The organism is Mycoavidus sp. HKI, assembly GCF_020023735.2.
Taxonomy (GTDB): domain Bacteria; phylum Pseudomonadota; class Gammaproteobacteria; order Burkholderiales; family Burkholderiaceae; genus Mycoavidus.
In genome coordinates this window covers 445,626-458,900 of record NZ_CP076444.2, presented here as the reverse complement: position 1 = coordinate 458,900, position 13,275 = coordinate 445,626, and the positions used below count along the sequence as shown (strand labels likewise).

The 13,275-nt window shown below is 55.6% G+C and carries 8 protein-coding genes; 6 read left to right on the top strand and 2 right to left on the bottom strand.

What is annotated here, in order from left to right; translation table 11 throughout:
• Nucleotide 1: 1 nt before the first annotated feature.
• Nucleotides 2–1,336 (bottom strand): hypothetical protein, encoded by a 1,335-nt coding sequence (locus KMZ15_RS01880; protein WP_223693586.1) that lies wholly within the window; start codon nucleotides 1,334–1,336, stop codon nucleotides 2–4.
• A gap of 32 nt (nucleotides 1,337–1,368) precedes the next feature.
• Nucleotides 1,369–2,091, bottom strand: coding sequence for a YqcI/YcgG family protein (locus tag KMZ15_RS01875; RefSeq protein ID WP_223693583.1), 723 nt, complete (start codon nucleotides 2,089–2,091; stop codon nucleotides 1,369–1,371).
• A 421-nt stretch (nucleotides 2,092–2,512) separates the two neighbouring features.
• Here KMZ15_RS01875 and KMZ15_RS01870 point away from each other — a divergent pair, with 421 nt between their 5' ends.
• Genes KMZ15_RS01870 through KMZ15_RS01845 form a run of 6 tightly spaced genes read left to right on the top strand, consistent with a single transcriptional unit; the run spans nucleotide 2,513 to nucleotide 13,086 of the window.
• Complete coding sequence (locus KMZ15_RS01870) at nucleotides 2,513–3,478, top strand: isopenicillin N synthase family oxygenase (protein ID WP_223693581.1); 966 nt, start codon at nucleotides 2,513–2,515, stop codon at nucleotides 3,476–3,478.
• A complete protein-coding gene (locus KMZ15_RS01865; protein ID WP_223693578.1) occupies nucleotides 3,475–4,113 on the top strand; it encodes a nucleoside deaminase in 639 nt (212 codons plus the stop codon). The genes KMZ15_RS01870 and KMZ15_RS01865 overlap by 4 nt, the downstream gene beginning before the upstream one ends.
• An 8-nt stretch (nucleotides 4,114–4,121) precedes the next feature.
• Nucleotides 4,122–5,147: a hypothetical protein gene (locus tag KMZ15_RS01860; protein WP_223693576.1), complete on the top strand. Its 1,026-nt coding sequence runs from the start codon at nucleotides 4,122–4,124 to the stop codon at nucleotides 5,145–5,147.
• 10 nt (nucleotides 5,148–5,157) lie between these two features.
• Nucleotides 5,158–6,729: a carbamoyltransferase C-terminal domain-containing protein gene (locus KMZ15_RS01855; protein ID WP_223693574.1), complete on the top strand. Its 1,572-nt coding sequence runs from the start codon at nucleotides 5,158–5,160 to the stop codon at nucleotides 6,727–6,729.
• Entirely contained in the window at nucleotides 6,726–9,797 is a 3,072-nt protein-coding gene (locus KMZ15_RS01850) for a non-ribosomal peptide synthetase (RefSeq protein ID WP_223693571.1), read from the top strand. Before KMZ15_RS01855 ends, KMZ15_RS01850 begins: the two co-directional genes overlap by 4 nt.
• On the top strand, nucleotides 9,784–13,086 hold the full coding sequence (locus KMZ15_RS01845) for an AMP-binding protein (protein ID WP_223693569.1): 3,303 nt from the start codon (nucleotides 9,784–9,786) through the stop codon (nucleotides 13,084–13,086). The genes KMZ15_RS01850 and KMZ15_RS01845 overlap by 14 nt, the downstream gene beginning before the upstream one ends.
• Nucleotides 13,087–13,275: the final 189 nt, after the last annotated feature.

Genomic DNA, 13,275 nt, shown 5'->3' with positions numbered 1-13,275 from the left:
TTCAGTCCCGAGGTTCAAGTTTGACTTCGCCAGTAACGGACAAGTCAAAGCCCCGCCCAGACTGGTCACGCAATCGACCGTCTGGCGTCAGATCACCAGTGTAATGGGCCAACAAGTCGCCGTTATCCGCTTGCCGCAGACGCAACTCCGCCATTAGGCTATTAGCCATCGGCCCAATACGGAAATGAGGCGGTTGTGGAGGGGGGGCGTCCGCCGCCGTCAGCGGGCGAACAGGCACCGGTATACCGTCAATCTCTAGGCTGGAGTCAACAGGCAAACCCACCATTTGGCCGCGACAGGTCACAGCTACATGCTGCCATCGCTGCGCCGTCAGCGGCACGCGGCTAGCTACAGTCTGGTCAGCGGCGATGATCAGCAGACGGTAAAGCTGTATGTCGCACAGCGATGCCACTGTCAGTCCGCCAATTAACCCAATGTTGTCAGTGCTGGAGCAGGCATTCAGACACTCGCCGATCTCCAGAGAGCGCCGGGTAAAGTACCAGCAGCCGATCAGCCCTGGCTCATCGCCACTCAGCCAACCAGACTTGTGGTGGTTCAACGTGTTGAGATCATGCGCCCTACTCCACAATCTCACCATGCGCAATCCGCCAACGAAGCCGGCATCAGGGACAAAGTCGGACAGCACGCCAGGAGTCCCCTGCTCCTGGCCAATGACCAAAGAGCCGCCATCTGCTATGTGCTCGCCCGCCGCTAATGAACCGACAAAGACCGGCGGCCCAAAGTCAATTGTGCGCCCCTCAGCCAAGGCAGCAATGGCGGCAACCCCGTCCTCTTTATATAAACACACCCGACCATCGGTGGCACGCCACGTCAGCGCGATATGCTGCCACTGGTGAAAATCGAGGTGCAAGCCAGTGACAATTTTTTTGCCATTGATCGACAGCACTAGCCCCTCCGTCCCCTTATCCTGCAGCAAAACATCACAAGTGGTGCTTGTATGTACGCAGCTGTAGGAGAAAATGGTGCTACAAGAATTGGCACGATAAGGGCACAACACGGCTTCGAAGGTGAATTCTTCCGCGGGAAAAGCGACGAATTTTTGCACCATAACCCATTGACGCGGCTTGCCGGGCACAAAAGCGACGCTGCCGATGGGGTCCAGATGCAAGCCATAGCGGCCCCAGGCCGAACGGTAGGACAGGACTTCGGCTATCGTCAGCCGAGGCAGCGGTCGGACCCAGGCGTCAAAACTAACCGCCGGCGCAACGAGTTGGTCAAGGCGGAGAATGTCGGCTTCCGCCTGGGATTCAACGCCAAGGCGGAATATTTTGGCGGCTGCCGGGTGGTTTTTTGAAGGAGGAATAGAAGAAGTCATGACTTGATCTTAGGAGTATAGATGGTATGGGGTCAAAGACCATCGAGCGAGGTTTCCCACCAGCGTACCGCCGGTCCGTCTGACTGCATCGGCCGGATGCAGCGATACGCCTCATACGGCATCATGCCAAGCGTCCCGCTGTAAGCCCGGTCGTTTTCGTTGAAAACTCGCCGGATTCTCTGACGAATGGAGGGCGACAGCGACGACTCGCCAACTCGCATTGCCTGCGCGAAAGTGTGCCGTGGCTGCATGACGATCATGGTCGATTGTGAACCAAAGCTATAGCGTGCATGATTCTCTGGGTAGCACGGAGCAAAGGTGTTGACAAAAATCTTTTCGCCGCCAAAGGCAAAGCACCATGCCGGATCCTCAATTTCCTGGTCCATACAATGCTCGCCCGCCGGATCCAAATCACTCAGATAGCGCAGAACTGCGTGCGTGAACTTCGCCAACACCTCAATATTATTGCCGTACTTCGGATTGGCTAGGTCAATCACGTAACCGTCGACTTTGAATGCTTGCGACAGATTAATGAAGTGAGCCATATGCTGCGCGACGTTACGCATATTGTCCTTAAAGGATAAGGTTTCGTCGAGAGGCGGGCTGCCCCAAAGCCGAGACCCGGGCGAATAGATGCAATGGGTCTTTATCTTGAGTGGCGTGAAATTCTGGACCGATGGAAAGTTTTTCTCAGCATCTTCAATATTAAAAGGCATCCCGCTGCGTGCGTAACTACACAAAGACTCTTTAGACATACATTCCCCCTTTGATCAGAATATAAGCGTAACGACAGTTGTTCAGTCTATTGCAACTTTTTATAAGCGTAACTGCAGTTGCTCAGTCTATTGCAACTTTTAAAATATTAATATATTCTGCCACACAATAAGAATATTTAGGAGCAGTCTTTGTGTTTGGTAAACGGCGCTAGCGTCTGATGCCAAATACTGAGAAGCACGCAAGGATGCCGGTTATAAGAGCATAGCCAAGCTGGCATCCACTGGCTAATACCGTTTGTTGTCGGCTTACCCGAATAGACGAATGGTCAGCGCCAGTTATTTGCGACGCAATCAATTTTTTACTTAAGTGCCATAGAAATTTTTGTACTGTAGAAGGGAAAGATATAAAAGTAGCATAAGTTATCTCGATTCATATAAGCGGCGAGGGGGGAGGAGCTCAATGAACAGTACAGAAGTCAGCGGACCGATACGGACGATCGATTTTGCCGCTCTGCGCGGCGGAAACCACAGCAGTCGGGAAGCCTTGGGGCGGGAGATCGTAACGGCTTTTGAGGAGATCGGTGGAATCTACGCCATTAATCACGGAGTGGATCCAGTCTTAGTCGAGGATGCTTTCACCGCTTCCCGTTGGTTTTTTGCACAGCCCTTATCCTGGCGGCAAGCGTTGGGGATAAACCAGTGGCAACGCGGCTTTCTCGCTTTGCAGACCAACCGCAAGCCTGGCTTTCCCCCTGACCTGCGCGAAGCATTTGATATCGGTATCGACATTCCAGCCGATGACCCGCGAGTGCTCGGCAACAAACCGTTTCACGGTCCGAACCATTGGCCCGACGCACCAGGCTTCCGATCCGCAGTTGAACGCTATTTCCAAGCACTTCGGGACTTCGGGTTCGCTCTGCAGGAGGCGCTGGCCTTGGGACTAGGGCTGCCTAACGAGTGGTTCCAGGAGTACTACGGCAATGCCCTCTCAACCATGCGGCTACTGCATTATCCCAACGCGGAACAGACGCTGGAAGCCGACGGCTTCCCGATGGCCCCGCATATTGATTTCGGCGCTTTCAGCTTCATCTCGCAAGATGGTACAGGAGGCCTAGAATATCAGGATAGTACTGAGCTGTGGCGACCACTGCAGCCAACCCAAGGAGCTTTAGTCGTATTTCTGGGTGGGCTCATGAACTACTGGAGCAACGGCCGCTTCAAGGCGCTGCGACATCGCGTTGTCACTGTTCCAGGTCGACAGCGCTTCTCAATCGCCATGTTCTACAATCCTAATTTCGACGCCGAGTTGACCTGCCCGCCTTCCTGTGGCAGCGCCAACCAGCCGCTAAACAATAACGCAGCTATCGCTTGTGGGCCATATATCCTAGCCCAAGCGAAGGCCCGCTCAGCCCTGACCGCGCAATGAGTTTATTTGACCCAAGCCCCACTCCAGAGCAGCGTCACCTTGAGCGACTGCCACTGCTGCTTGCTTCTCCTCTAGAAGCCTTGCGGATCCAATTACAGGCCGAACCCCAGCAGATACAAGCCGATGACGCGTTCGTCCGATACGCCTGTATTCTAGCTCTGGCGGCAGTGGCAGAAGGCAACCACGGCGTCGGCGCGGTTATCGTGCATAACGGCCGCGTTATCGCCGAAGGTCGCAACCGCGCCTTCTGGCCGCAGGTGCGCAGTGACCTACACGCCGAGATGGATGCGCTGAATGCCCTGGAACAGGACCACCCACATGTGCCACCTGCTGAGTGCAGCTTATATAGCTCGCTCGAATGTTGCCCGATGTGCACCATTCGCCTGATCAATGTAGGTATCGGTCGAGTTTTATATGCGGCCAATGATGACGAATGCGGCATGGTGCGTCGCTTTGACAATCTTCCCCCAGGCTACAGAGAGTTAGCAGAATCGCGTTCGCAGTATTTCGGCCCCGCCTCCTGCTCCGCCAATCTGATCGACTGCGCCCACGATATTTTCCACTTTAACCTCGAAGCGTTAAAAAACTTCGTCCAATGCCGTAAATCTAATGCCGTAAATAACGATGTTCTCTAGGAGATAGCATGAATAACGTAATTAGCATAATGAATAACAACGTAGCTAAAGACATGGCTCTTGATGCATTTCTATCTGACATGTACCGGCGCTTCGGGCCGCCAAAGCCAATGAACGATACCGTCGAGGATCGCGAGTGGCCGCACTTTTTTCTACACCGAAATTTCTTGGGCGAGCAGGATCTGGCGATCCTTTTTAATACTAAGCGGTGTCGTTACCAGTGCAAATTCTGTGCTTTACCCTATAAGGCGAGTAAGGAATGGATTGGGCGAGATTTGGTCGTGCAACAGTTTAAAAATGTCGTGCAGGAGGTCCGTCATGCCATCGGTGTGTTCGAACGACTGACCATCGCCAACGAAGGGTCGGTGTTTGACAGCACTACCTTTCCTCGAGACGCATTGGAAGAGATCGTCAGTTCGACGCGCAGTTTGCCGAATATCCGTAAATTAGTCATCGAAAGTCGGCTAGAGTTTGTGCAAGCTGATGTGCTAAGGAAGTTTAAGGCGGAAAGCGGCAAGTCCATCGACATCTTGACCGGTTTTGAGACCTTGGACGAAACCATCCGGGACAAAGTGTTGGACAAGCGCGAACCATTGAAAGCCTTCCTCTCTGGCTTAGACGAGATCGCTGCTGGCGAAGTGGAACTGACCGCCTACGTTCTCTTCAAACCCAGTCCCTCCATGAGCGATGTTGAGGCTAAGGACGAAGCCGAAGCGTCCATCGACTTCCTCACCGAACAGTGCGCCCAGCGCTCCATTCCATTGATCGTCCGCCTCAATCCAATGTACGTGTCCCGCGGCACACCTTGGGCTCATAAAGCTATGGCACAACCAGGAGGTTACCAGCCACCGCGACTTTCCGACGTGCTGGCTCTGGCCCAAGCAAAGCAAAAGGAAGGCGTGCGCATCTATTATGGTCTGACCTCTGAAGGTCTATCGGGTAGCGAGGATACTTACCGCGGTCGTGATGACTTCTCCTCAACGCTACTTAAGCAATGCATTGTCTCCAATTCCCAACGCCCCTCTGACCGATAGGAATTGTACTATGCAAATTTTAGCAATGAAGGCAGGCCATGATGGCAATTTCGCACTCTTAGAAGATCATGCACTGCGGTGGCAGATTGAAGCAGAGAAAGATTCTTTCCCTCGCTACGAGACAATCACGGCGGATCTTCTGGTGCGTGCCGGCAAATATCTTGAAGGTATTCCCGACGTCATAGCCGTCAGTGGTTGGGTCAAGGGATGGCATTCGGTCGAACCACCCGTAAACGGCGGCTATTTCGGCTGGGCAGAGGACTGTGGCCGCCTTTCCTCGATGCGTTTTATGGGACGCGACATCCAACTCTTTACCTCGACCCATGAACGCTCGCATATTTTCTGCAGTTACGGCCTCTCCCCTTTCCCGCAGGGAGAACCGTGTTATGCCCTGGTTTGGGAGGGGAATCTCGGTTGCTTTTATGAGATCGGCGCCGATCTTTCGGTCACCCGACTCGGTTGGCCGCTGGTGGATCCGGGTAACAAATACGCTCAGCTCTTTGGTATCGCCGATCCTACCTTTCCTTCACTCAAGGGACATTTCCGTTTTTCCAACGCCGGCAAGCTAATGGCCCTAGCCGCCTTCTCAAAACGCACACCACTGGACGATGACGGACGCCGGCTGCTCGACGCTCTAATCCAAGCAGATGGTCTGGTCAAAAACATAGCCAAAGACGAATTTTCCTGGTCACGATACTACAATATTGGGGTCACCGATCCGGCCTTCATGGAACTGGCCGGTCATTTCTCCGATATGATCTACAACCGCTTCTATGAATTCGCCCGCAAGCACCTGACCAAAGGCCTACCCTTGTTAATCAGTGGCGGCTGTGGCCTAAATTGCGAATGGAATAGCCGCTGGCACGATAGCGGCCTATTCGCTGATGTTTTTGTCCCCCCTTGCACCAACGATACCGGTTCGGCCCTCGGAACCGCAGTTGAAGCTCAGGCCCGTCTAACCGGCAACGCCAAGGTAGAGCACTGGAGCGTCTACGCTGGCGAGAACTTTGTCGAGGATATTCCCTGCCCCAATGAGACCTTCACTGCTGAACCATTGGACGAGAACGTGGTAGCGAATTTTATCGCGACGGGTGGCATTATCGCCTGGGTCCAGGGCCAGTACGAAATGGGGCCGCGGGCACTCGGCAACCGCTCTATCCTCGCCGCGCCTTTCTCCGCTGAGACACGTGACAGGCTGAATGCCATCAAAAAACGCGAGGGCTACCGTCCCGTTGCCTGCATCTGTCTAGAGGAGGAGGCAACTCGTCATTTCAACGGTGCGAGTCCAAGCCCGTATATGCTACATTTCCACCACGTGCGCGATGCTCAGTTAGGCGCCGTCACTCATGTGGACAATACCTGTCGGGTTCAAACCGTCAATGCTAGCCAAAATCCGCCGATGTACCGCTTGCTCAACGCTTTTTCCCAGCGCACCGGCTATGGCGTGCTATGCAATACTTCCCTCAACTTCAACGGACGCGGCTTTATCAACCGTATGAGTGATCTCATCACCTATGTGGAGAACACAGGCATGGATGGATTTGTTGTCGGCAACCATTTTTACCGTCGGCGCCTTTCATGACACCGATCGTCCCCGTCTCAGATACGGTTGTTCATCGTATTGCCGAAGCGTGCATCCGTATTCCTGATCATCCCGTGATTATAGATCACCGCGGCTCAGTCAAACTTAGCCAGCTGTGGCAGGCGGCGACAGTCCTCGCCGGTCAGCTGTCTAGGCTGCCCGGCTTTACCCGGGAAGATCGGATCGGCCTGCTGCTACCGCGTGACCGCTCTATGCCCTCCGCGATGCTGGCCTGCATGCTCGCGGGCGGAGCTTTTCTCCCACTTGACCCTTCCTGGCCCACTGAACGGCTCAATCTTATCCTGGAAGATGCAGGCTGCCGGGCGTTAGTCACGACTGCGGGCATGCCTGACCCTGCGTGGTCGGGGCCCCGCATTGACATTGCCGACACGGGGCAACGACCGACGACCATGGTTCAACCTACGCCAGCTGATTTGGCTTACGTGATCTACACCTCGGGTTCTACCGGGCGGCCTAAAGGCGTACTGATGGAACATGGGCCGCTGGCAAACCTGATGACAGCAGTTAAAGGCATACTATACCGTGAAGCGAACGCAGATTATAAGGAGATCTTGAGCGCACCTTTCGTCTTCGACGTGGTCGTGCAGCAGGTATTTTCGGCCCTGACCGGAGCGTGCAGTCTACACATCGTGCCCGACGAGTTGCGCCAAGATCCGGCCGCTCTAGTCTCTTACATAGAGCGCCACAAAATTTCTCAAATCAACGTAGTGGTCAGCCATCTGGCTCTGTTGCTGGAGAACGGACTGATCCGCACCGCACCGTGGCTACGCCGCATCGTCACCGGCGGCGAAGCGCTGCCGCTGCCACTGGTTCGGCGGCTTTTTGCTGAACCGGCGTTTGCACACCTAGAACTGGTCAATATGTACGGACCCGCTGAGAACTGTGTGGACTCGACCTGTTTCGTCATTAAGGCCGACATGATCGCCACGCTAGAGCGGATCCCGCTCGGCCGAGCCTTGCCCGGCACTGAGGTCTTAATCCTTGGCGAGAAGGAAGAGATCCTGCCGTCAGGCGCCACCGGCGAGATCTATTTAACCGGCATCGCCCTTGCCCGCGGTTATCTGAACCGGCCAGAGACCACCGCCCGTACCTTCGTGTACAACCACCACGCGGGCAGCGGAGTGATGTATCGCACGGGCGACCTGGGATGTTTTAGCGCCAATGGCATGCTGGAATTTCGTGGCCGGCGAGACAATCAAGTCAAGATCGCGGGCCAGCGGGTGGAGCTTGAGGAGATCGAAGAGCGGCTAAAATCCATCAATGGCCTCTATCAGTTCGCGGTCCTTTATCAGCAGCGTGAGCATGGCGGCCGGCTGATTGCTTTTGTCGCCGCTGACGCGCCGCCTGACTTCACACGCTTACGCGCCCAGGCAATCCAGTTATTACCTAGTTATATGGTTCCCGGCACTTTTGTCCATCTCGGCCCGGCCTTGCCCCTAACGCATAACGGCAAGGTAGACCGAGAAATGCTCGTTTCTTTGCTCACGGACAGCGGGCTAGAGGTTGTTCAGCAAGGCGCGTCCGGAACCGTCGCGCATCTCTGGCAAGAAGTGTTGGGCGGGGTTAAAGCCGATCCACATGTCGGTTTCCTAGCGCTGGGCGGAGACAGTATCGCAGCGATTCGGCTGGTCGCGGCGATGCGCAGCCATTTCCAGTCCGAGGTCTCGCTCGAGACAGTGCTCTCCAATATCACCCTAGCCGAACTAGAGCAACAACTGATGGAACAGCGCACCATCAGCGCGGAACTCGCCTGCGCGCCGCCAGGGGACGATTATATCGCCTCATCGGCCCAAAAGCGGCTGTGGTATCTGACCCAGCTTGGCGATAATAGCCATCTTTACAACGTGCCTGTCTACCGAGAAACGGGGGAACTTGACCCCGCTCGGGTGCACGCTACTATGCACCAGCTGATGGCGCGGCACCCTGCCCTGCGCACTTCTTTGGTACTACGCGATAACCAGTTGCGACAGTTGATACACGATGACATCGACTTTCCTTTTGCGGTCGACGATCTGAGCGCTGCCACCGATTCTGAGGCGCAAGCGAGGTTGATTGCTGCCGAGGAGTCCAGGCGCCCCTTTGAGCTCGCCCATGCCCCCTTATTCCGCTTGCGCTTACTCCGACTAGCGCAAGACCGCTGGCATTTTCTGCTGGTTTTGCACCACTGCCAGGCGGATGGTTGGGCCATTTCGGTCCTTCTAGAGGAGTTCAACCAACTCTATCACAACCCAAACGCCAAGCTTGCAGCCGTGCGCCCCTATGTCGACTTCACTCACTGGGAGCAAACTCGCGACGGATCAGCCGACATGCGGTTCTGGCAAGACGTATTGACCCCACCGCCACTGCCAATTGTGTTGCCATCGAGCGGCATCAGCAACGATTCCGCCAGCGGAGGACAGGTCCGGCTCACTGTCAAGCCTAAGCTCAAGCAGCTGATCGACTCTATAGCGCGGCGCCACGCGGTCACGCCAGCGGTTATTGTGCTATCTCATTACCTAATCCTGCTGAACCGGCTGACGCTGCAGCATGATCTGTGCGTTGGCATGGGCGTTGCCAATCGACCCCATGGAGCCTTTGACCGCTGCATTGGCTGCTTCGTCAATGTCGTCCCGATCCGCATCAAGCTAGCGGAAGACGCCGCGCTGACCAGCATCTACGAACAGGTCGGACGCCAGATGCGCGAAACTTTACTACACCAGTCCCTACCACTGGATACCATGGCCGCCCAACTGGTTCCTGGCGGGGGTCCTCCTTTCAATATACTGTTCGCGTGGCAAAGCTATGAGAAAGTCGCCAATGGCCAACAGTCGCCTTTGCCTGTGGTCATTGGCGACCAGTTAGAGCGCTTTGATTTCTCCTTTGGCCAGGCAAAATTCGATCTATTATTGAACGTCTACCCTAACGGCGAGGCATTAGAATTAGCGCTGGAATACAGCACTGCCACGGTCGTCCCTGCTCAGGCGCAACGCTGGCTTCACGCCTTCCTCGACCTGATGGATCGGCTTGCCACACATGACCACCAAGAAAAAACGCATGAAACTGTCTAACATTTCATTGTTTGAGTTACCGAACCTTGAGACGAACGTCAATCACACTGATCGTCCCATCCCCGAAACGACTATTGATAGGTTGTTCGCACAGCAGGCCCAGGCAATGCCAGACGCCATCGCCCTCATCGAACAGGGTCGACAATACAGCTACGGCGAATTGGACCGGGAATCGAACAGGATTGCTGCCTTCCTGCTGGACAGTAAAGTTGGAGCAGCCCCAGTCGCAGTGCTGGCGGAACGTTCCTTCACGCTACTCACAGCATTGCTGGGTATTCTGCGCGCAGGCGCGATCTATACCCCGCTCAACCCAGCCTTCCCATTCCGCAGGCAACAGATGATGCTGCGTCTAACCGCTACACCCATCTTGCTGTGCAGCCGCCACCACGTCCACCTAGCGCAGGCGCATCTGTGGGAATGTCCTGAGCTCGCTACCATCCTCTGCCTGGACAGTGACGACCTTGACAGTGAAACGGAGCCGCGCAAGCTCCGTATGGACGAGGGGCTATGGGACCATATCGCTGAGACCGCCGACGACGCCATCAGTGGCGGCGGCTGGCGCAGTGCCATCACTGGCGAACAGCTCCCAGAGTGGGTCATGCAGGATTATGCCGACAATGTCCGAGCAAAGCTCGCGTTTCATCTTAGGCCAGACTCTAAGGTGCTGGAAATCGGCTGCGGCTCCGGGCTAACGCTGTTCGCCCTAGCCTCTTTGGTAGGCAGCTATTTCGCTACTGATCTCTCCAGCTCGATGATCGACACAGCAGCAGCAAGTGCGCGACAGCGGGGCCTAGATCAGATTCGCTTTCACCATCTAGCTGCCCACGATTTGAAAAACCTCGGCGAGAGCGAGTTCAACGTCATTATCCTTAACAGTGTAGTACAGAGCTTTAGCGGCTACAGCTATCTGCGGCAAGTGATTGCCGAGGCATTGGCGCTATGCGCCAACGAAGCGGTGGTGTTCCTAGGCCACCTTTGGGACGCTAGCATGCGCGATGCCTACGCCGCCACTGGAGCGCAGGCCGAAAGTGACGATGCACTGTTCGTAGCACGCGAATTCCTGCTTGACCTCCAGCATGAATTCCCAGAGATCGTCAAGGTTGAGATCACGCCCATGGCAGCGCGCGCTCAGAACGAACTGACGGCTTACAGCTTCGATTGTATACTGCACCTGAGGCGGCAGCGCTGTGCGGCACAGCCACTCGGATCGCGCCACCGGCGGCGTTTGGACCGACGCGCATTGGAGCCATACACCAACGTGCCCGCGGTTCATGCTAGCGACCCACAGGGCAAGGCCTATATCATCTTTACTTCTGGCAGCACGGGTACGCCCAAAGGTGTCGTCAACTCGATGCGGTCTCTGGTTAATCTTTGCAATTGGTATATAGAGTTCTGCGCGTTAGCGCCGGGCAAACGAGTCTATCAAGTGATCGCCAGCAGCTTCGACGCCTCAATTAAGAATTATCTAGCGCCGATTGCCTCAGGGGCCACCATTGTCACGTATCCAGAGACCCCTTACGACCCAGAGCTCATGCTGAATATCCTGCACCGGGAAAAAATAAATGTCCTCAATCCCGGCGTGCCCAGCCAGTTCTACCCTCTAGTCGATCTGGCCGCGGTGGGTGGATATGAGCAGCTATCCGGACTGCAAGTACTAGCGCTCGGTGGTGAAAAGCCGGACCTTGGCCGGCTACGCAACTGGCTCAGTTCACCAGCCTGCCAGCTCTCAAACTTCGCTAATATCTATGGCCCGACTGAATGCGCAGACATTTCCACCGCCGGCGCATGGCGACCGGAGGAACTGCTTGATACCACAACGCTACCCATTGGGCGACCCATCTACAATAACCGCTGCTACATTCTCGACAGCGCGGGACGTCCGTTGCCAGCCGGCGCCGTGGGTGAATTATGCATCGCAGGCGAAGGCGTGGGCATCGGCTATATAGGTAATGAAACGCTAGCTGCGCAACGGTTCGTTACCGATCCTTTTCATCCAGGTGGGCGCATGTACCGCACTGGCGACCTTGCATGGCAACGTGAAGACGGTCAAATCGAGCTAATGGGTCGGCAGGACGACGAAGTGAAAATCCGCGGCCACCGCATGACTCTCGGCGAGATCGAAACCCATCTGCGCACTCTCCCCGGCGTGCACGACGCCGCAGCCGTCTGCCGCACCGTAGCGGCAGAGCGGCAGCTGCTCGCTTTTGTTACAGGCAACAATATCCCGGACGATAGCCGCCTGACCGTTCTACTTGCGAACAAGCTGCCCACAGCAATGGTGCCCAGTCGCTTCATCCGCATCAGCGAATTGCCACGCAGTGCCCATGGCAAACTTGATCGTACAGCGCTGAGCGCATTACCGTTGAATACCACGGCCAGGACAGTTGCGCAAATCCCCACTGATCCGATCGAGCGGCAGGTGGTGCAAGCTTGGGCCCGGGTATTAGGCGAACGGGCACTCACTGTCGACGACAACTTTTTTTTGGTCGGCGGGCATAGCCTCGCCCTAGTCATGTTGCAAAGCCTCTTAATGCAGGCATTCGGCTATGCGCCGTCCTTGGCCGATCTGCACCGCGATTGCACTGTGCGCGGCCACGCGCAACTGATTTCGACCCATGCAACCATCGCCGACGAAGCAATCGGCCGCTTCCTAAAGGAAGGACTCGGCCAAGCCATCTTCTGCTTTCCTCCGATCACTGGGCTCGGTTGGGTGTTTGCGCCACTTGCCGAACGCATTGAGCACGCGCAGCTGTTTGCGTTTGACTTCATTGCTCAACCGGATCGCGTCACTCGCTACGCTGACACCATCGTTCGGATAGCAGCGGGTAAGCCGGTGATACTTTGCGGCTATTCTGCGGGCGGCAACCTCGCCCATCAAGTAGCGCTCGAGTTGGAACGCCGCTCGCTTAATGTCGTACGCCTGGTGCTCATTGATTCCGAACCACGGTGTGGCAAAGCCGAATTCAGCGAAGTCGATGCGCTTGATTTTACGAAAAACAGCGTCATTGGGCCGCTAGCGCACACACCTGAAACCCTCGCGCGAGTCGAAGCTTACACCCGAGCCCATTACCAGGCATACGAGCATGAGCGAATTGCTGCCCCCATTGCCTTGGTGCTGAGCCACTCGATGCGAACGGACCCATCATGCGCCTGGGCAAAATTCACCGACGCCACCGTCACCAGCTATATCGCTGTCGGCCACCACAACACCGTCATCGGGCGGGAGAATATAGAGGCCAACGCGCTGCTGCTACAACACCTTCTCCTCGACGAGCCACCTCGTCCATGATGCCTATGCCGGATGGCCTCGCCAGGCAAGTCGATGGTTTATTTACGACGATGATTTCAAACCTACAGTCCGCTACCCCCTGTCTCAATCTGATAAATTTTGCAGGCGGTCTGCCCAAACAAAGCAAGAGACAAGGGGTTGTGCAAAGGTTCTCTAATGCTTTGTTCGATGGAGAATAGTGAGGCCTCC

Bases quoted from the DNA above. Each gene is read 5' to 3' on its own strand.
- KMZ15_RS01880 (WP_223693586.1), bottom strand. From the start codon at position 1,336: ATGACTTCTTCTATTCCTCCTTCAAAAAACCACCCGGCAGCCGCCAAA.
- KMZ15_RS01875 (WP_223693583.1), bottom strand. From the start codon at position 2,091: ATGTCTAAAGAGTCTTTGTGTAGTTACGCACGCAGCGGGATGCCTTTT.
- KMZ15_RS01845 (WP_223693569.1), top strand. From the start codon at position 9,784: ATGAAACTGTCTAACATTTCATTGTTTGAGTTACCGAACCTTGAGACG.
- KMZ15_RS01860 (WP_223693576.1), top strand. From the start codon at position 4,122: ATGAATAACGTAATTAGCATAATGAATAACAACGTAGCTAAAGACATG.
- KMZ15_RS01870 (WP_223693581.1), top strand. From the start codon at position 2,513: ATGAACAGTACAGAAGTCAGCGGACCGATACGGACGATCGATTTTGCC.
- KMZ15_RS01865 (WP_223693578.1), top strand. From the start codon at position 3,475: ATGAGTTTATTTGACCCAAGCCCCACTCCAGAGCAGCGTCACCTTGAG.
- KMZ15_RS01855 (WP_223693574.1), top strand. From the start codon at position 5,158: ATGCAAATTTTAGCAATGAAGGCAGGCCATGATGGCAATTTCGCACTC.
- KMZ15_RS01850 (WP_223693571.1), top strand. From the start codon at position 6,726: ATGACACCGATCGTCCCCGTCTCAGATACGGTTGTTCATCGTATTGCC.